The 18,947-nt window shown below is 43.4% G+C and carries 17 protein-coding genes; all 17 read right to left on the reverse strand.

Annotated features, from left to right (window positions below; translation table 11 throughout):
• Positions 1-38: 38 nt before the first annotated feature.
• A complete protein-coding gene (gene spoVS, locus ACNAZ4_RS00960) occupies positions 39-299 on the reverse strand; it encodes a stage V sporulation protein SpoVS (RefSeq protein WP_079508506.1) in 261 nt (86 codons plus the stop codon).
• Between the two features lie 496 nt (positions 300-795).
• A complete protein-coding gene (locus tag ACNAZ4_RS00965) occupies positions 796-1,593 on the reverse strand; it encodes a TIGR00282 family metallophosphoesterase (protein WP_415812329.1) in 798 nt (265 codons plus the stop codon).
• A gap of 118 nt (positions 1,594-1,711) precedes the next feature.
• On the reverse strand, positions 1,712-3,274 hold the full coding sequence (gene rny, locus ACNAZ4_RS00970; protein ID WP_415812975.1) for a ribonuclease Y: 1,563 nt from the start codon (positions 3,272-3,274) through the stop codon (positions 1,712-1,714).
• 295 nt (positions 3,275-3,569) lie between these two features.
• The gene (recA, locus tag ACNAZ4_RS00975; RefSeq protein WP_415812330.1) at positions 3,570-4,610 is read right to left on the reverse strand and encodes a recombinase RecA; all 1,041 of its coding nucleotides are present in this window, start codon (positions 4,608-4,610) and stop codon (positions 3,570-3,572) included.
• Between the two features lie 279 nt (positions 4,611-4,889).
• Complete coding sequence (locus ACNAZ4_RS00980; RefSeq protein WP_415812331.1) at positions 4,890-6,137, reverse strand: competence/damage-inducible protein A; 1,248 nt, start codon at positions 6,135-6,137, stop codon at positions 4,890-4,892.
• A 23-nt stretch (positions 6,138-6,160) separates the two neighbouring features.
• A complete protein-coding gene (pgsA, locus tag ACNAZ4_RS00985; RefSeq protein WP_415812332.1) occupies positions 6,161-6,739 on the reverse strand; it encodes a CDP-diacylglycerol--glycerol-3-phosphate 3-phosphatidyltransferase in 579 nt (192 codons plus the stop codon).
• A 220-nt stretch (positions 6,740-6,959) separates the two neighbouring features.
• Positions 6,960-7,838, reverse strand: coding sequence for a helix-turn-helix domain-containing protein (locus tag ACNAZ4_RS00990; RefSeq protein ID WP_415812333.1), 879 nt, complete (start codon positions 7,836-7,838; stop codon positions 6,960-6,962).
• Positions 7,839-7,858: 20 nt separating this feature from the next.
• Positions 7,859-8,650 (reverse strand): DUF3388 domain-containing protein, encoded by a 792-nt coding sequence (locus ACNAZ4_RS00995; protein ID WP_415812334.1) that lies wholly within the window; start codon positions 8,648-8,650, stop codon positions 7,859-7,861.
• Positions 8,651-8,844: 194 nt separating this feature from the next.
• A complete protein-coding gene (locus tag ACNAZ4_RS01000; protein WP_415812335.1) occupies positions 8,845-9,102 on the reverse strand; it encodes a DUF3243 domain-containing protein in 258 nt (85 codons plus the stop codon).
• Positions 9,103-9,203: 101 nt separating this feature from the next.
• Positions 9,204-9,926, reverse strand: a complete 723-nt coding sequence (ymfI, locus tag ACNAZ4_RS01005; RefSeq protein WP_415812336.1) for an elongation factor P 5-aminopentanone reductase — start codon at positions 9,924-9,926, stop codon at positions 9,204-9,206.
• A 72-nt stretch (positions 9,927-9,998) separates the two neighbouring features.
• Positions 9,999-11,291, reverse strand: coding sequence for an EF-P 5-aminopentanol modification-associated protein YfmH (gene yfmH / locus ACNAZ4_RS01010; RefSeq protein WP_415812337.1), 1,293 nt, complete (start codon positions 11,289-11,291; stop codon positions 9,999-10,001).
• On the reverse strand, positions 11,291-12,568 hold the full coding sequence (gene yfmF, locus ACNAZ4_RS01015) for an EF-P 5-aminopentanol modification-associated protein YfmF (RefSeq protein ID WP_415812338.1): 1,278 nt from the start codon (positions 12,566-12,568) through the stop codon (positions 11,291-11,293). Before yfmF ends, yfmH begins: the two co-directional genes overlap by 1 nt.
• A 224-nt stretch (positions 12,569-12,792) precedes the next feature.
• Complete coding sequence (locus tag ACNAZ4_RS01020) at positions 12,793-13,887, reverse strand: GGDEF domain-containing protein (protein ID WP_415812339.1); 1,095 nt, start codon at positions 13,885-13,887, stop codon at positions 12,793-12,795.
• 197 nt (positions 13,888-14,084) lie between these two features.
• A complete protein-coding gene (locus ACNAZ4_RS01025; protein ID WP_415812340.1) occupies positions 14,085-15,038 on the reverse strand; it encodes an ABC transporter permease in 954 nt (317 codons plus the stop codon).
• A gap of 1 nt (position 15,039) precedes the next feature.
• Positions 15,040-16,119 (reverse strand): ABC transporter permease, encoded by a 1,080-nt coding sequence (locus ACNAZ4_RS01030; protein WP_415812341.1) that lies wholly within the window; start codon positions 16,117-16,119, stop codon positions 15,040-15,042.
• Positions 16,116-17,639, reverse strand: coding sequence for an ABC transporter ATP-binding protein (locus tag ACNAZ4_RS01035; RefSeq protein WP_415812342.1), 1,524 nt, complete (start codon positions 17,637-17,639; stop codon positions 16,116-16,118). Before ACNAZ4_RS01035 ends, ACNAZ4_RS01030 begins: the two co-directional genes overlap by 4 nt.
• Before the next feature lie 192 nt (positions 17,640-17,831).
• Entirely contained in the window at positions 17,832-18,932 is a 1,101-nt protein-coding gene (locus ACNAZ4_RS01040) for a BMP family lipoprotein (protein WP_415812343.1), read from the reverse strand.
• Between the last annotated feature and the right edge of the window lie 15 nt (positions 18,933-18,947).

Below are 18,947 nucleotides of genomic sequence, written 5' to 3' on the forward strand. Positions count from 1 at the left end.
AGGCGAGTATATCCATTCCCTATATGTTTTGTTTAAGATTATCGGGGTTCAACAATCAATTTAATGGCTGTCCGCTCTTCGCCATCAATCAGGATATCAGTAAATGCCGGGATGCAAATTAAATCAACGCCGCTAGGTGCTACGAACCCTCTTGCGATCGCTACTGCCTTAACGGCCTGATTTAATGCACCCGCCCCAATTGCCTGAATTTCTGCGCCCCCTCTTTCGCGCAGTACTCCAGCAAGCGCACCAGCTACAGAATTAGGATTAGATTTTGCTGAAACTTTTAATATATCCATTCCTGGCTCCTCCTTATTTTATCCCGTACTAGATGCCCCATGTGGACATCCAGGTTAGTCTGTTCCACTGCTACTATATTCAGGAGGAAGCCCACATATGACCTTCAGTTAAAAAAAAGCATTGCAAGTGATGCCGATGATTCGGTTTTTATAGGTGACTTTTAAGGGATGGGATGGATCTTCGGTAGATTCCCTTTTTAAGCGGGCGGATCTTCAGGGAGGTGCTTTTTTTGGGGGAATGGTGTCCTTATGCGGGGATTTTACTCTTGATAAGGGTATCTTTCGGGCGGAATGGTGACCTTATGCGGGGGCTTTCTCCTTCATAAGGGTATCTTTCNGNNGGAATGNTGNCCTTATNNGCACTNNTCNCTCTTCATAAGGGTATCTTTCCCCAAATTCAATACGTCTCCTAATTACCCAATTCAGCGCATATAAAAAACTGCAGCAAAACTCGAATAAGTTCTACTGCAGTCATATAGGCTTGTTAAAAAATTAGCTATTCATAAAAAGGGTGATCATCATTAATAAGGATTTTCTGTATTTTCACTGCTTTGCCAGTTTTCTTATCCAAATCGATCAATACTGCTGATAGCTGGTTCCTTCCGTCCTTGGCTACTTCGAAACGGGTTGGCAGGCTTGTCATAAACCTTCTTAGCACTGCTTCCTTTTCTACTCCCAATATGCCGTCATACGGTCCTGTCATGCCTACATCGGTCAGAAATGCGGTACCAGAAGGCAGAATTCGGTCATCGGCAGTCTGCACATGCGTATGGGTTCCGACCACAGCAGAAACCCTTCCATCAAGATACCAGCCCATTGCCTGCTTTTCGCTTGTTGCCTCTGCATGGAAATCGACGAAAATAAGTGAAGTCCGTTTTCTCGCTTCCTCGATCAATTCATCTGCTTTCTTGAATGGGCAGTCTATTGGCGCGAGGAATGTACGGCCCTGCAAATTTATGATTGCCAGCTCTTCCTGGTTGATCTTTAAATAAACAATTCCTTTCCCAGGAACCTCTTCCGGAAAATTAGCAGGCCTGACGAGATATTTAGCAGAATCAATAAATTCAAAAATATCACGATTATCCCAGGCATGGTTGCCTAAAGTGACAGCCTGTGCGCCCTGCTCGAGAAATTGGCGGTAAATCTTTTCGGTAATGCCTTTGCCGCTCGCTGCGTTTTCACCATTTATGATTGTTACAGTCGGACGAAATTTCCCTTTTAGTTTAGGCAGGTATTCAGTAACCATATCCCTGCCAGGGGAACCTACAACATCCCCTACAAATAAAATTCTCATTAATATTCATTCCTGCCTTTAAGTTATTTATATAAAAATTGTATCATAACATCGAGATTAGAGGAAAACCAGCAAAGTGACCACAATATAAAAAGCGGCGCCTAGGCACCGCTTTGCTTTATTTTGCGTATTCAACTGCACGTGTTTCACGGATGACTGTAACCTTGATATGTCCCGGATAATCGAGTTCTTCCTCGATTTTCTTGCGGATATCACGGGCGAGGCGGTGTGCCTGCAAGTCATCGATTTGATCAGGTCTAACCATGATCCTGATTTCTCTTCCCGCCTGAATGGCGAATGATTTCTCGACTCCTTCATAGGATTCCGAGATTTCTTCGAGTCTTTCAAGACGGCGGATATAATTTTCAAGCGCTTCGCTGCGGGCACCTGGCCTTGCAGCTGATAATGCATCAGCAGCAGCAACTAAAACTGCGATGATTGAAGTAGGCTCGGTATCGCCATGGTGGGATGCAATACTGTTGATGACAACAGGGTGCTCCTTGTACTTCGTAGCCAGTTCCACGCCGATTTCAACGTGGCTGCCTTCTACTTCATGGTCGATTGCCTTTCCAATGTCATGCAGGAGTCCTGCCCTGCGAGCCAGTGTTTCATCTTCACCTAGCTCTGCAGCAAGCAATCCAGACAATTGGGCTACTTCCATGGAATGCTTTAGAACATTCTGTCCGTAGCTTGTACGATACTTCAAGCGGCCAAGAATTTTGATCAGGTCTGGATGCAGCCCATGTACTCCCACTTCGAAGGTCGTCTGTTCCCCAACCTCACGAATATGTTCATCCACTTCTCGGCGTGCCTTCTCAACCATTTCTTCGATTCGGGCCGGATGAATACGTCCATCCTGGACAAGCTTTTCAAGAGCTAATCGGGCTGTTTCACGTCTGATTGGGTCAAATCCGGATAATATAACAGCTTCCGGAGTATCATCAATTATGAGGTCTATTCCCGTCAACGTTTCCAGGGTGCGGATATTCCGTCCCTCACGTCCGATAATGCGTCCTTTCATTTCATCATTCGGAAGATTCACGACCGACACAGTCGTTTCAGCGACATGGTCAGCTGCGCATCTTTGGATGGCAAGTGAAAGTACTTCTTTCGCTTTCTTATCGGATTCTTCTTTCGCCCTGTTTTCGTTTTCCTTAATCATTAATGCAATGTCGTGAGCAAGTTCTTGCTCAGTACGCTCCAAAATGATGGATTTAGCCTCATCACGCGTTAAGCTCGAGATGCGTTCCAGTTCAGCCTGCTGATTTCGTACCATCTCGTCCACTTTGCTTTCCATCTCTTCAATATGCTGTTGTCTTTTGGTAAGAGCGTCATCTTTTCTCTCTAAAAGATTCTCTCGTTTGTTCAACGAATCATCTTTTCGATCAAGATTCTCCTCTTTTTGCAATAAACGATTTTCTTGTTTTTGCAGTTCATTTCTTCGTTCACGAATCTCACGCTCTGCTTCAGTGCGCAGTTTGTGATTTTCATCCTTAGCCTCCAGCAGGGATTCTTTCTTCATAGCCTCTGCTTCACGCTTCGCATCTTCAACAATTTGTTCTGCGGCGTTTTTGGCACCTGCAATTTTTGCTTCCGCAACGGATTTACGATAAAAATAGCCAACAACTGCACCGACGAATAGGCCAAGCAAAATGGAGATGATTGAAATAATTAGATCCATCATTTTCACCTCCTCTTGCTATGAACTTGTGTTACGTTTTTTAAAGTGTCGGCATGTACATTGTTACAAGCATCAACATACAGCTCTAATGCTTTTAAACGTTTTTAATACCATGAAAATGTAAAATATACATTTTTAATTGTAAAGCTGCCAAATTTTATTGTCAAGGGTTTGTCCCATAAGGATACCTTGGATTTTGCTTAATTATTCAATCAATTCATATTTTTGCGGGAAATTCATACCAAAAAGGCCTCCTGGTATTGAGGAGACCTTGATGACTCTTATTCTAAATCTATTAATCCAGTGGAAGTTCTTCCTGGTCTTCGTCTGTTTCAGTCACAGAGAATTCGCCATCGAGACCGTAGTGGTCACGGATCTTCTTCTGGATTTCAAGACGGAGGGACGGGTTTTCTTTAAGGAAGATCTTTGCATTTTCCCTTCCCTGTCCAAGACGTTCACCGTTATAGGAATACCATGAACCGCTCTTGTCGACGATATCAAGCTCTGAACCAATGTCGATGATTTCCCCTTCTTTGGAAATCCCTTCGCCGTACATGATATCCACTTCAGCTGTACGGAACGGCGGAGCAACCTTGTTCTTGACAACTTTGATCTTCGTTTTGTTACCGACCATTTCATTGCCCTGCTTCAATGTTTCTGCACGGCGCACTTCAAGACGCACACTTGAATAGAACTTTAAAGCGCGGCCGCCAGGTGTAGTTTCAGGATTACCGAACATAACGCCAACTTTTTCACGAATCTGGTTGATGAAGATGGCGAGAGTCTTCGATTTGTTGATTGCTCCGGAAAGTTTACGAAGTGCCTGTGACATCAAACGAGCTTGAAGTCCGACGTGGGAATCACCCATTTCACCTTCAATTTCAGCCTTAGGAACAAGAGCTGCAACGGAGTCAACAACGATAATATCAATCGCTCCACTTCGCACAAGAGCTTCAGCGATTTCCAGCGCCTGCTCTCCTGTATCCGGCTGTGAAAGAAGAAGTTCATCGATGTTTACACCGAGCTTCTGTGCATATACAGGATCCAGCGCATGTTCAGCGTCGATGAACGCCGCCTGGCCTCCATTAGCCTGTACTTCAGCAATCGCATGAAGCGCAACAGTTGTTTTACCTGAACTTTCAGGTCCATAGATCTCAATAACACGTCCGCGAGGATAACCGCCTATTCCCAGTGCTACATCCAGCGCAAGGGAACCACTAGGGGATGTAGAAACCTTAGTGTCAGTCTTCTCACCCAACTTCATAACCGAGCCTTTACCAAATTGCTTTTCGATTTGTTTTAATGCCATATCTAATGCCGCTTGACGATCACTCACTCAATCTTCCTCCTTTTATATAAAAACGAAACAGCATACTGCCTGTCCGCAAATCTCTTATTTAAAGCCTACTATTACTATACCTTTTTCCATGCTGTTTGTCTATCAAAAAATCGAACGTTTATTCGTTTTTTTTGAAGCAGGAATAATCCTGAAAATTGAATTTTCATAGGTTTTTTCACTGGTTTTGAACAGGAATAGACCGTTTAAAACACAATTTCGGCAAGAACTCTGCCTATTCGGTTTTCCGGTGAAATAATAAAAAAACACAGAAGCAAATCACTTCCGTGTTTCTGTTAATCTATGAATTAGCAGCTGGCAGCCAAACTTAACTGACCTGTTCCTGATTGCTGTCCGGGAACCGCTCAAGCTCAGTTTTTCCCCATGGACTGGCAGCCCCTTTACATATACACCGATGAAAACCGTTCCAGCCGGATGGCCTTCAAGGGAATCCGGGCCTGCCACACCGGTAAAGCTGATGCCGATATCCGAGTTGGAAACCGCTGCAATATTAACTGCCAGCTCTTCTGCACATTCCCTGCTTACAGCCCCGAACTTTTCTATCGTTGCAGGGCTGACATTCACAAGCCCTATTTTAGCTTCATTAGAGTAGCAGACAATCCCGCCCTTGAAAAGGCCGCTAGCTCCTGAAACAGAGGTCAGTTCCTGCTGGAACAACCCGCCTGTCAGGCTTTCGGCTGCTGATATCGTCAAGTTCTTGCTTTTTAATAGTTTGGAAAGTTCCAATATTAGCGAGGTTTCGTCGTAACCATAAAAATACTCGCCGACTCTGTCCATGATTGCCGCTTCGACTTTATCAATCAATGACTGGGCAGTGCCCGCGGCATCATCTCTTGCTGTAAGCCTCAGAGTGACTTCGCCATCCCCTGCCAGCGGAGCAATAGTCGGGTTGCTCTGCTGATCGATTAGATCCTCTATTTGTGCTTCCAATGCTGCCTCACCGATTCCAAAGAAGCGAAGCACCCTTGATTCAATCCTTGCCTGGCTGCCATATATGCCAGCAATGGCTGCCTGGCCATATTTCATGAACATGGGCTCCATTTCAGAAGGAGGACCTGGCAAAAGCATATACTTATGGTCAGCAGTTGTCAGGAACATGCCCGGAGCCATGCCATTTTCATTTTTAAGGATAATGGATTCTTCAATCACTAAAGCCTGCTTCCTGTTATTATCGGTCATTACCCTGTTCGTTTTTTCAAAGTACAGTTCGATCGACCTCATGGCCTCCTCATCAAGCACCAATTTCTTTCCGAGCTGAGCGGCAATCGTATCTTTGGTAAGGTCGTCTTTGGTTGGCCCAAGACCGCCAGTGAAAATGATCAGTTCTGCACGTTCCTGGGCAATTTTAATTGCACTTTTGAGCCTATCAGAATTATCACCGACAACCGTGTGATAGAAAACATTGACTCCGAGATCTGCAAGCTGCCTCGACAGGAACCTGGCGTTTGTGTTGACAATTTGCCCAAGCAGCAATTCAGATCCAACTGCTATGATTTCTGCATTCATTAGACATCCTCCTGGCAAATGAATTATTTAGAATTGCTGAAAATTTGCTTGTTCTTGGCAAAATAGTCCCATCCAGACCAGATTGTGAAGAACATTGCCACCCATAAAGCGAAATCGGCAAATGGGATTGAGAAAGCTTCAAAAATGATATTATGCAGCAACAAAGCGGAGATTGCGACAGTTTGCGCCCACATTTTGATTTTTCCAGGCATTTTGGCCGCAACAACCTCGCCGCCTCCTGCAAGCAATAAACGAAGCCCTGTCACGGCAAACTCCCTGCTGATGATGATGATGACGATCCATGCTGGGGCATACCCAAGTTCAACAAGCACGATCAATGCCGAGGAGACCAGCAGTTTATCCGCCAGCGGATCAAGGAATTTCCCCAGATTCGTAACGAGATTGTGTTTCCGTGCAAGATAACCATCCACCCAGTCTGTAACAGAAGCGAAAATATAAATCAACGCCCCTACTAAATGAGTGACCGGCATTGTCGTTCCAAGCAAGGCAATCTCGCCCCAGGAAAATGGAACAATCATCACGATCATGAATAACGGAATCAATAAAATTCGTGAAACCGTAATTTTATTTGGCAAGTTCATATCCTTATTCCTCCAGATGTAAATTACACAGCCATTTGGCTGACTTCTTCATTATATCCAATATGTAAAAAACGACATTAAATATGCCTGTCGCAAGCACCTCGAACTGCACCGACTAACCCCGGCACCGGGCACTAATAGTATAGCCCGTATAAACAAACGTCCATACGGGCATTTTTGCTGCAGCAGTTTGTAATCGGGCTGCAATATTATTTTGTTGCTATTTTACAAACTTGATCGTGATCAGCTGAGTCATCACTTTTTCTGGCGGAACTTCGTACTCAAGCTTCTGGTCATTTACGTAAATTTCCGTATCAGGTGCGCGCCCGACATTTATGACCGCTTCTGTTTCACCGGTCATATCCTCTGTCTGGCTTTCATTCTTGTCCTTAACGAGCACACCCTGGAAGATCGATTTCCCAGAGCCATTGGAAAGGCCGACCCACGTTTCTCCCAGTGAAACGATCTTGATAACAAATTGATCGGTATTCTTAAGTTCGTAAACCGTATTTTTGCCACTGTTCGAAGCGACTGCCAGCTCTTGTGCAGGAGTTTCAGGTGCTGCTTCTTCAGCAGCAGGTTCCTCTTCAGCCGCATCTTCTTCGTTTGAAGAGTTATCTGCGGATTCATCCGAACTCCCAGCTGGCTCTTCAACTATTGGCTGGCTCTTATTGGTGTCGGCTGGATGACCTGCGTCATCGCCTGCGTTTTTGACAATCAAATACCACACGAGAGCAATCGCGCCAATAATGAAGATGATAATCAATATTTTCGGAAGTACATTCAGAACCTTAGAAGTTTCTGGTGAAAGACTCTTCCTCGATTGTACTCGGGAAAGCTGTTCTGGCAACTCTTCATTGTATGTAGATGGGATTTCGGATTTATGCTGTTCAAAAAGCTGGTCCGGATCAAGGCCCACGGCTTCGGCATATTGTTTGATGAATGCCCGCACGTAGAATTTACCTGGCATCATTGAATAGTTTCCCTCTTCAATGCCCAGGAGATAACGCTTTTGAATTTTCGTGATCGATTGCAGTTCGTCCAGGCTGAGACCTTTTGCTTCACGGGCTTCCTTTAAAATAATTCCTAACTCAGACACGATAACACCTTCCAATACTGTTAAAAATCAAATCCTCCAAAATCAGAATCAGTGAACATGTGATTCTTCTGGACCATATCATATACGATTTCCTCTTCGGGATTATTTCTTAATTCGATAATATAATCAAAATCATCCAATGTATATTCCGTGTTCTGTACAAAAATATCAGGATGTTCGACTACCTTGACTGCAGGAAGACGCATGATTTCCCTGACAAGCTGCCAGTGCTTTTCATTGGCTCTCCTTGTTGATACGATGCCATCGATGATAAACAAGTTATCAGCATTGTATTCATCTTCAATCAACTGATTGCGGATCGTCTGCTTCAATAATGTAGAGGAAACGAACAGCCATCTTTTATTGGCACATACACTCGATGCCACAACCGATTCTGTCTTGCCGACGCGCGGCATTCCGCGGATGCCAATCAGTTTGTGGCCCTCCATCTTAAACAATTCTGCCATAAAATCGACAAGCAGTCCAAGCTCATCCCTCACAAACCGGAATGTTTTTTTATCGTCAGCATCACGTTGTATGTATCTGCCATGTCTGACCGCCATCCGGTCACGCAGCTTTGGCTCCCTGATTTTAATTACCCTTATTGTATCCATAGTATTTAAAATTGACTCAAGTCTCTCAATTTGGTCATCGTCTTTCGCAAGGATCAAAAGGCCACGCCTGCCTTCATCCACACCATTGATCGTTACAATATTGATGGACAGCATTCCAAGCAAAGAGGAAATATCACCTAGCAGTCCTGGACGGTTAATCATTATTTCATATTCCAAGTACCATTCTTTCTTTTCCATCATTCTCCTCCTCTGCTTTCAGCCAATAATTGCGACACATTTTGACATCGAATATCTAGCTTCTATAATATATGATTTTCAAAGAAGATGAAAGGAAAAACAAGCCAGAAATGAAAACTGGCCCAAAGGGTCTGCTAGGGAATGTTTAAAATAAAAAAAGAGAGGAATATAAGTCCCCTCTTCATCAAACTCTCCTATTTACTTCCGTTGTTTTGAACAAGCTTTACCATCATCGTGGCGATAGCGTGCTGTTCATCTGGGCTTGCCACTGACCAAAGGTCTGAAAGAACTCTTTCCTGTTCGTTTTTAGGGTCGACGTTCTTTGCAAGATAGTCACCGATCTGGTAGGCAAGATCACCCATTACTTCTTTATGCATTCCTTGATCCTGCGCCTGATGAAGACGGTCTCCCAGGAAGTCTTTCCACTGATTCCAATTTTCCAGTACAGACATATTTACAACCTCCTTGTCTAAAATAGTACAAGGTTATTTTGCATTCGTTTCCGGAGAATTATTCATCGCAGCGCAGGATTTGAAAATTTGTCACAAATGGTTCAGGTCAGCCAGCCGCCATTGATTGCCAGAACCTGTCCGGTAATATAGGAGGATTGCTCCGATAAAAGAAAATCCACTCCATTGGCCACTTCCTCAGGGGTGCCAAGACGGCCTGAAGGGATTTCTGAAGCCATCGCTTCAAGCTCCTCGAGGGTGAATCCTTCCACCATTGGAGTCTGGATTGCCCCTGGCGCAACTGCATTCACCCTAATCTTAGAAGGTGCCAGCTCTTTGCTAAGGGCTTTCGCAAATGCCAGCTGCGCTCCCTTTACCGTTGAGTAGGCCACCTCATACGACGCTCCTGTCTGGCCCCATATCGATGAGACGATCACAATACTCCCATTTTGTTTCTGCCGCAATTTTGGAATTAGCTTTTTTGTTAATAGAAGCGGAGCCGTGACATGGATTTGGATCAAGGCATCTGTTTCTTCTTCTTCCAAGTCTTCGAGAAGGCCATATAAAGCATTTCCGGCATTATGTACGATGGCATCGATCGAAAATATCTGGTTTGCTAAATCAAGGTATCCAGTCTTTGAGGCCAAATCGGCCTTGACCGGTATATATTCCCCGCCAAATGAGCCAATCTTGCGGAGCAGCTCATCGATTCCCTGCTGATTCTGATTGTAGTGCAGATAGAGTGAATAACCTGCGGATGCCAGTCTGATGGAGATTGCTTTGCCGATTGCCCCGCTTGCACCAGTTACGAGTGCGAATTTTTTCATATCTTTTTACCTCTCCAATATTCTAATTAAATATGCGCCGGTATTCCCCGGCGCACACATTTACTATGTCTGTTACTTCCCCTTCGGCACTACCTGGCAGACTGTGAATCGGTCTTCTGATATCAGCCGATCTGCTGCCTGGTTAAGATCGTCCATCGTCAGGCTTTCAAGTACTGGAACCACATCGAACAAATCCATATCATTGAAAGCGTAACGCGTGAATTGATTTGCGATATATTCTGGTGAATTCACTGCCCTTAGGAATGCACCAATCTTTTTCTTTTTTGTCCTTTCAAGACTATCTGCAGTAAGTCCCTGACCAGACTTCGCTTCCTTCAGCATCTCTTCTAGCTTGCTGGCCAGCACATCTGGCTCATTTGTGTCCCCGCCAACCATCGCAAAACCAAAGCCTTGCTCCTGTGAATAGTCATAGGAAAACGTGTCATCAATCAGTCCTGAACTGTACAATTCTGTGTAGTTTTCGGAGCTTTTCCCAAAAAGCATATCGAGCAGAACGTTTACCGAAAGCTCATTCTTCAGCATTTCGCTGCCTGATTCAGTCGGGTTGCCTGCTTTGATTCCAACAAGGCATTTTGATGTTTGGACATTCATTTTAAGTACCTGTTTCTTTTCAGCGACTCCAGCCTGTTCCGCATCAAATTTCCGCTGGATTTCAGGCTTGTTCTTATAGTCCTTCTTGCTCTGGTTGTCTTTGATCAAACCCATGATCTCATCGGGATTGACAGGACCAACGACAAACAGCAGCATATTGCTTGGATGGTAGAATGTTTCATAGCATTCATACAGCATATCTTTCGTTATATGGGAGATCGATTCAATGGTACCCGCGATATCGATGCTTACAGGGTGGTTTTTATACATATTCTGTATAAGCCCGAAATACAGCCTCCAATCAGGATTGTCATCATACATCGTGATTTCCTGCCCGATGATCCCCTTTTCCTTCTCAACTGTTTTCTCCGTGAAATAAGGCTCTTGAACGAAGTCAATCAGTGTTTTAAGGTTTTTCTCCACATTTGAGGTACTTGAAAATAGATATGCTGTCCTCGTGAATGATGTGAAGGCATTCGCAGATGCTCCCTGCTTGCTGAACTGCTGAAATACATCTCCATCTTCCTTTTCGAATAATTTATGCTCAAGGAAGTGGGCGATGCCATCAGGGACCTTGACGTATTCATCCTTTCCGGGAGGAAGGAAGTGATTATCGATTGATCCGTATTTCGTTGTAAAAGTAGCATAGGTTTTGTTGAATCCTTTTTTCGGAAGAATGTAGACATCAAGTCCATTATCCAGCTTTTCATAGTACATTTCTTCCTGAAGCTGTTCAAAAGTGATCTTCTCCATTATTTGTCCGCCTCCAATCCAGTTAAGAAGTAAACCGTGTCAAGCTGGACCTTTTTGGCTACATCTGCGATTTCTTCTTTTGTGGTTTTACTCATTCCCTGCAGCCAGTCGTCGAGATTTACATTTTGACCGGAGACAACATTGTGATACAGGACCTCGACCATTCCTCTTGCTGTATCCATTGTTTCAAGCATTTGATTTTCGATCACAGCTTTTGTCTGTTCAACTTCCTGATCGGTAAAATCGCCGGCTTGCATGGCTTCCATTTGTTCACGGATTATTTTAACAGCAAGCTCAAAATTTTCGAATTCTATCCCAGACATGACCATCATCAAACCTTTATGGCTTTCAAGACGGCTTGCGACATAATAAGCGAGGCTGTTTTTTTCGCGGACATTCAAGAATAACTTGGAATGTGAAAATCCGCCAAAAATACCATTGAAGACTTGCAGTGCGTAATAATCCTTATCTCCATACAGCACATTTGTCCGGTAGCCGATATTCAGCTTGCCTTGTTTGACATCTTCCCTGTCTTTTACAGTCTTTACTTCCTTGCTGCCCGCTTGATGTGTTCCCGCATTCACAGGGACCCGATCCTCGAATTGAAGCAGTTCGCCAGCAGCAGATTGGACTTCGTCTTCATTCACATCGCCGATAATGTATAAGTCCATTTCATCTTCAGCAAAAGCCTGTTTGTAATACTCATACAAATTCCTCTCATTAATCCGGGGAATATCGTCTATTTCTCCATTCACATGCAATGCATACGGCTCACCTTCACACATTTCCTGAACAAGCCTGAAATTGGAGTAGCGCATTTTATCATCATAAACAGCCTGGATTCTCTGTTTAAGCGTGCGCTTTTCCTTCTCGACCGTATCTTTATCAAAAGCCTCGTTTTCCGCCAGAGGGTTCACGAGGATTTCCGCGATCAGTTCCATCCCTTTTTTCAGTAAAGGCTCTGGGTCACTAAGGAATTTTTCATTCGCGATTTCTAGCGAGAAGCTAATGACCTGGTACTCCCCTTTCTTGGATACATCAACATAAAGATTTGCACCATAAAGTTCATCTAAATAGGAGCGCAGCTTTGACGTTGACTCGTATGCCTTTGAGCTGCTCTGGAGCACATAAGGAAGCAAAGCACGTTTTGTTACGTTTTCGCTCGTCAAAGGTGTTTTCATCTTCCAGACAATTGTGTTTGTCTTGAACTTTGCTGTTTTTACGATGTGAAGCTTGTAACCCTTCATATCCTTGATTGTTTCTGAAATGACAGCCATTTAAATCCTCCTTTAGTGGGAACGCGATGAGTAGTATTTCACTATTCATTCTTCACTATTTGAAATCCTTCAAAACATCTTTATTATATGTATACGTTGAGAGGCCCATATTTAATATTCCTTTAAATACACTCTAACTATACCTTTCCTTAATTGTCTAATTCAAGCAATTGCCAATTCAATTACATTTGAAAGCAAAAGCTCCCCTCAAAATGGGGAGCTTCTTATTGGTCTAGCTTTGCCGCGGCAACCTCTGAATCAGCAGCAGCAAACCGATATGTATAACCTGTTTCAAATTTCACCTGATTCCTGCCAGCAGCCTTCGCACTGTACAAGAGCTGATCTGTATAGCCTAATAGCTTATCAGGCAATGCCTCTGTTTTGGAAGAAGCGATCCCGAAGCTCATCGTAACGGTTTTACAATCCTCGGTAAATTCCTCAGCCGCCAGAATTGAATATAGATCTTCAAAAAAGGCAATTTGTTTCATTTCATCCATTAAAGGAAGCAGGAACGCAAACTCTTCTCCACCATAACGAAATGCCTGTGCGGAATGGCGATCGGCCAATTCTTGAAAAATCAATCCTATCCGCTTCAATATTCCATCACCAGTCAAGTGGCCAAATTGGTCATTCACCTGCTTAAAATAATCAATATCCCCCATGACAAGCATGAAATCTTCCTTATTGACAGTAAGCATCCTCAACTGTTCCTGGAAGTGCCGATGGTTGTATAGACCCGTGAGATAATCGGTGAACATCAGTCCATGGAAAATTTCCTTTTGCTTGAGATGCTTTCTTTCCCTTATGACAATAAGGGAACCAAACACACCTACGACCCAGATGAACGCGAGGTTCAGGATAAACACAAAGGAAGTATAGAACTCGAAATGGCCCTGCGCAACATAAATGGTGCTGTATCCAAGAGTTAAAAAGGCAGAGGACAAAATCGCACCCTTTGTTCTCCAATAAATCGTCGCATGCATGACAAGCAAGTATGAAATCGGAAATAGCGGAGACATGATTCCCCTGGTTAAGACGAGCAGCCAGATGAGTGCAATATAGTCGAATACAATACCTGCTTTTGTCAGCAGTGAAAAATATTCATTGCCAGGAGGCAGCTTGATCAGGGCAATCTGGGCTGAGGCCATATAAATGAATCCCACTGCTAAAAGAAGCGGGAAGGACTCTTCCGTAAAATCCAGTCTGTCAGCGAGAGGTGGGTAATAAAAAACAAGGACACCTATACCAAGGAAAATCCAGCGTAAATAAGAAAAAATCTTCTCTGTTTCACGGTCATCCAAATATAATGATAGCTTCATCTTATAGACCTCTTACCGCTATTATTTTTAACCAGCATTTTCCTTTATTCTACCATAACAGTTTACAAAATTCTAAATTTAATATGCATTTTCCTTTTTTTATTGAAAAGTTATCATTTTTAAAAATTTTAAAAAAATGATCTACCGCATGAATGTAAAAAAGAGGCACCTTTATAAAGGCACCTCTTTGTCTAAACTTATCGTTTTCCGCTGTCGAACGTTTCACCGACGGCTTTTGGAGCCTGTGAAGACTTAGAGAAGATGACCAACGCGATCAGCGTTACGACATAAGGGAAAATCTTCAGGAGAATTGGCGGGATGACAGCCAATTCGGGAATAACCTGTGATACGTTCGCAATTGTACTGGCAAAACCAAAGAAGAATGTGGCTGCCAATACGCCAAGCGGCTTCCACTGACCGAAGATCAAGGAGGCCAATGCAAGGAAACCAAGACCAGATACAGTACCAGTGAATTCACCAGCGTAAGTCACAATGATCAAAGCTCCGCCCAGACCAGCAAAAGCACCGGAAATCAGTACTCCGCTATAACGGATTCTGCGAACATTTATTCCTGCCGCCTCTGCTGCCTGTGGGAATTCACCACATGATCTCAGGCGCAGGCCGAATTTTGTTTTGTAAAGGACAAACGAACTGATAAAAAGAATTGCCAATACAAACCAGGTAGTCGGATATGTTTTTGTAAAGAAAAGATCTCCAATAACCGGGATATCAGACAAGAATGGAACATTGGACGGTGTGAAACCGCTGGTGATGCGGATATTACCGCTTCCTGTCATATTTCTCGCAAGGAAAATCGTCAAGGCAGTCGCAATCAAATTGATTGCCGTACCACTGATGATTTGGTCTGCATTCAAGTTAATGCTCGCAAATGCATGCAAAATTGAAAACAGGATGCCTGCTACTACAGCAGCCAATAATCCCAGCCAAAGAACGAGTGTATTGTTTTCGATTACCCCGCTCAAATAATGTATGGATAAAGCGCCAGAGAAAGCACCAATAATCATTAATCCTTCAAGGGCAATATTGACAATTCCGCTTCGCTCACTAAAAAGACCGCCCAGGGCTGTAATCAGAAGAGGAATTGTAAAGACAATCGCGTAAGGAAATATTTGTTCTATAATATGCCACATCTTAGGAATCTCCCTTCTCGACTACAGGACCACTTTTGTCTTTTCGGTTTGAGCTTCTCTTCTTGAATTTGTTCAGCATGCGCTCAATCAGTACACTTGTCGCTGCAAAGTAGATAATGATGGCAATGATTGTGTTCGCCAATTCAGGCGGGATTTCAGTCATCGCATTCATAAAGCCTGTTCCGGAATAAAGGATACCGAATAATACAGCGGCGAAGAATACACCAATTGGATTATTCGCTCCTAGCAATGCGACTGCAATTCCATCATATCCCTGTGATGGCAGGATCCCGATTTGGATACTTGAAGCATTACCTGTGTAAAGCGCTACTCCTCCGAGTCCGGCTAGAGCACCTGAAATCAACATTGATAAAATGATATTGCGATTTACCTTCATGCCTGCATATTCAGCTGCAAATCTATTAAAACCTACAGCCTTTAACTCATAACCTAAAGTCGTTTTATCGATAATGAATGCAATGATGATTACTGCAATAACAGCCAGGAATAAGCCGAGATTGATGTATGATCCCTGGAACATATCTGTCAGCCAAGGTGTACGCAGGGTAGCGGATTCTGCCAGCTTCTTGGATTCAGTCTCAAGGAATTCCCCTTTGAAGTATCCAGGAATCACATAATAGATTGTCCAATAAGCAATCCAGTTCATCATGATTGTCGATACAACCTCATGAACATTGAACTTTGCCTTCAGCAATCCAGGAACGAATGCCCAAAGCGCTCCGCCAAGCATCCCAACCAAAATCATGACCAAAAGAAGGACTGGTCTTGAAAAGTCATATGTCAGACCAACAGCTGAAGCCAGTAAGCCACCAACTAACATCTGTCCGGAAGCACCAATGTTGAACAAACCAGTACGGAATGCAAAAGCAACGGACAGACCGGTAAATACCAGTGGAGTTGCCGTCGCTAATGTATTCCCGATACGCTCAAGGTTTTTCAAGGCTCCTTGAAGAAGATAGGAATAGCCTTCGATCGGGTTGCTTCCGATGAAGAGCATCAGGATCCCCCCGGCCACCAGTCCTAATAAAATGGATATTATAGATACGATGGTATGTCTCATATGCTTCTCTCCTTAGCCACGCCTGCCATCATTAGACCAACTTCATTTTCGTTCGTTTCAGCTGCAATCACTGTTCCGACCAGTTCACCGTTGTTAACGATGGCAATACGGTCGGATAGCTGCAAGATTTCATCCAGCTCAAGAGAAACAAGCAATACTGCATTCCCTTTATCACGGTGTTCTACGATTCTCTTATGGATATATTCAATGGATCCTACGTCCAGACCGCGAGTAGGCTGTACACAAATCAGAAGCTTTGGATCCAGCTCAAGTTCCCTTCCGATGATCGCTTTTTGCTGATTGCCGCCTGATAGTGTCCTTGCAATCGAGACTGCACCCTCGCCTGAACGGACATCAAAGTTTGTCAGGATGTTTTGAGCATACGTTTTCATAGCGTTTTTGTTCAGGATGCCATTTTTCGAGAAAGGCTTCTTGTTATAGATTTGCAGAACCATATTTTCCTGTAAGGAATAATCCAGAACCAGTCCCCGTTTGTGCCTGTCTTCAGGAATATGGCTCATTCCTTTTTCAAGTCTTTCACGAACAGGCAAGTCGATGATCTCTTTGCCATCAATTTGGATGGAGCCTGATTCCGCTTTTCTTAAACCTGTAATTGCTTCAATGAGCTCCGTTTGGCCATTGCCTTCGACCCCGGCGAGTCCTACGATCTCACCAGTACGAACTTCAAGTGAGAAATCTTTAAGCCCCATTACTTTTCTATTGTTTTTCACAGATAGAGAATCTATTTTAAGTACTACCTCTCCAGGAGTACTTTCTTTCTTATCCACTTTGAATGAAACATGGCGTCCTACCATCATTTCTGCAAGGCTTGCCTCACTTGCTTCAGCCACATTGACAGTGCCGATTCCCTTTCCACGGCGAATTACCGTACAGCGGTCAGCTACTGCTTTAATTTCTTTCAGTTTATGAGTAATTATGATGATAGACTTTCCTTCTTTAATAAGATTGCGCATAATCTTCATTAATTCATCAATTTCTGCTGGTGTAAGAACAGCTGTTGGTTCATCCAATATCAAGACGTCTGCTTCTCTGTAAAGCATCTTTAAGATTTCTACCCTTTGCTGCATACCTACTGAAATATCTTCAATTTTGGCGTGAGGATCTACATTCAATCCGTAATGCTTTGATAATTCTTCTATTCTTTTTGCTGCTTTGTCGATATCAAGCACCATGCCTTTAAGCGGCTCGCTGCCCAGTATGATATTTTCTGTTACGGTAAAATTTTCAACCAGTTTAAAGTGCTGGTGCACCATCCCAATTCCTAAACGGTTAGCCACATTAGGATTCGTGATGCGCACTTCTTTTCCATTCACTTTAATCATGCCTAGCTCAGGCTGATACATCCCGAATAAAACACCCATCAAGGTTGATTTACCTGCACCATTTTCCCCTAATAGTGCATGGATTTCCCCTTTTTTTAATGTAAGGGTGATATTATCGTTGGCTACGATACCCGGGAACTCTTTCCGGATATTTAACATTTCTACAACATAACTCATAGTAGCACTCACCTTTGTATTAGACTCTATACCTTTTTAAAATAGGGAGTCCCCTATACTGGAACAGAACTTCAGGTAACATAGTAAAAGAATTTTGAAAGATTGAAAATATTCAAGTCATTATTTCAAAATTTTACCGTTTAGACGTTAATAGAGAAAAGAGACGGAAAGAACCGTCTCTTTCACTCTATTTTACTTAAACAAATCTCCTTGTTCAGCAGAGACTTTAACTTCTTCAGACTTGATTTTTTCATAAACCTCTTTAACCTTGCTAACTGTTTCATCGCTTAGGTTAGGGTTCTTTTCAGGAAGACCGATACCATCGTTCTTGGCATCGAAAGTAAGAGTCTTTCCGCCAGGGAATTTGCCATCTAGTTCAGCCTGGACCATGTCATAAGAAACCTGGTCAAGCTTCTTCATTGCAGAAGTCAGGATTACTGACTTGTCGCCTTCGTACTTACCATCTTCGTACTGGTCAACGTCTACACCAACGATCCAAACTTTTTCGCCTGACTTAGCACGGTCCTTGGCTTCTTTAATAGCGCCTACTCCAACACCGCCAGCAGCTGTGAAGATTACATCCACGCCACGGTCATAGTATTGAGCAGCAATTTGTCCGCCAGCAGCAGCGTTATCAAATGAACCTTGGTAAATAACGTTTTCTTTCTTGATTGCTACGTTTGTTCCCAGGTTTTCGTTTGCGTACTTAAGACCTTGCTGGAAGCCCCAGTTGAACTTCTGTACAGCAGGGATTTCCATACCGCCGATGAAGCCAGCTTCACCGTCTTTTAATTCAAGAGCAGCTGCTACACCAGCAAGGAAGCCTGATTCGTGCTCTGCGAAGAATACAGCAACTGTGTTATCTTTTACCACAGGGTTGTAGTCTCCATTATGTGGATTTCCGTCAAGAATGACGAACTTAGCATCTTTATATTTATCTTGGGCTTGGAAAACAGCAGTTTCGAACTTAAAGCCTGGTGTAACGATGAACTTATATCCAGCGTCGTAAAGGTTACCCATTTCTTTTAAGTACTCAGCTTCAGTAGTTCCTGCAGGCTTAAGGTACTTAGAGTCTACACCGAATTCGTCTTTAGCCTTCAGGATCCCTTCCCATGTTCCCTGGTTGAATGATTTATCATCAATTGTACCAGCATCAGTTACCATACCAACTTTTAAATCTGACTTTTTGCCATTGTCGCTGCCTTTATCATCGCTATCGCTGCCACAGCCGGCTAACATTGTGCCTGCTGCTAAAAGCAATGACATTACCAAACCAAATTTACGCTTTTTCAAGGTTTGTACCCCCCA

Origin of the sequence: Mesobacillus thioparans (assembly GCF_965138835.1) — a bacterium.
In the GTDB taxonomy this organism is placed as follows: Bacteria; Bacillota; Bacilli; order Bacillales; family Cytobacillaceae; genus Mesobacillus; species Mesobacillus thioparans.

What these genes read in the sequence shown, in the direction of transcription:
- ymfI (WP_415812336.1), bottom strand. Translation starts at nt 9,926, where the DNA reads ATGAAAAAATTCGCACTCGTAACTGGTGCAAGCGGGGCAATCGGCAAA.
- yfmH (WP_415812337.1), bottom strand. Translation starts at nt 11,291, where the DNA reads ATGGAGAAGATCACTTTTGAACAGCTTCAGGAAGAAATGTACTATGAA.
- ACNAZ4_RS01000 (WP_415812335.1), bottom strand. Translation starts at nt 9,102, where the DNA reads ATGTCTGTACTGGAAAATTGGAATCAGTGGAAAGACTTCCTGGGAGAC.
- ACNAZ4_RS01035 (WP_415812342.1), bottom strand. Translation starts at nt 17,639, where the DNA reads ATGAGTTATGTTGTAGAAATGTTAAATATCCGGAAAGAGTTCCCGGGT.
- ACNAZ4_RS00980 (WP_415812331.1), bottom strand. Translation starts at nt 6,137, where the DNA reads ATGAATGCAGAAATCATAGCAGTTGGATCTGAATTGCTGCTTGGGCAA.
- rny (WP_415812975.1), bottom strand. Translation starts at nt 3,274, where the DNA reads ATGGATCTAATTATTTCAATCATCTCCATTTTGCTTGGCCTATTCGTC.
- pgsA (WP_415812332.1), bottom strand. Translation starts at nt 6,739, where the DNA reads ATGAACTTGCCAAATAAAATTACGGTTTCACGAATTTTATTGATTCCG.
- yfmF (WP_415812338.1), bottom strand. Translation starts at nt 12,568, where the DNA reads ATGGCTGTCATTTCAGAAACAATCAAGGATATGAAGGGTTACAAGCTT.
- ACNAZ4_RS01020 (WP_415812339.1), bottom strand. Translation starts at nt 13,887, where the DNA reads ATGAAGCTATCATTATATTTGGATGACCGTGAAACAGAGAAGATTTTT.
- ACNAZ4_RS01030 (WP_415812341.1), bottom strand. Translation starts at nt 16,119, where the DNA reads ATGAGACATACCATCGTATCTATAATATCCATTTTATTAGGACTGGTG.
- ACNAZ4_RS00965 (WP_415812329.1), bottom strand. Translation starts at nt 1,593, where the DNA reads ATGAGAATTTTATTTGTAGGGGATGTTGTAGGTTCCCCTGGCAGGGAT.
- spoVS (WP_079508506.1), bottom strand. Translation starts at nt 299, where the DNA reads ATGGATATATTAAAAGTTTCAGCAAAATCTAATCCTAATTCTGTAGCT.
- ACNAZ4_RS00995 (WP_415812334.1), bottom strand. Translation starts at nt 8,650, where the DNA reads ATGGAAAAGAAAGAATGGTACTTGGAATATGAAATAATGATTAACCGT.
- ACNAZ4_RS01025 (WP_415812340.1), bottom strand. Translation starts at nt 15,038, where the DNA reads ATGTGGCATATTATAGAACAAATATTTCCTTACGCGATTGTCTTTACA.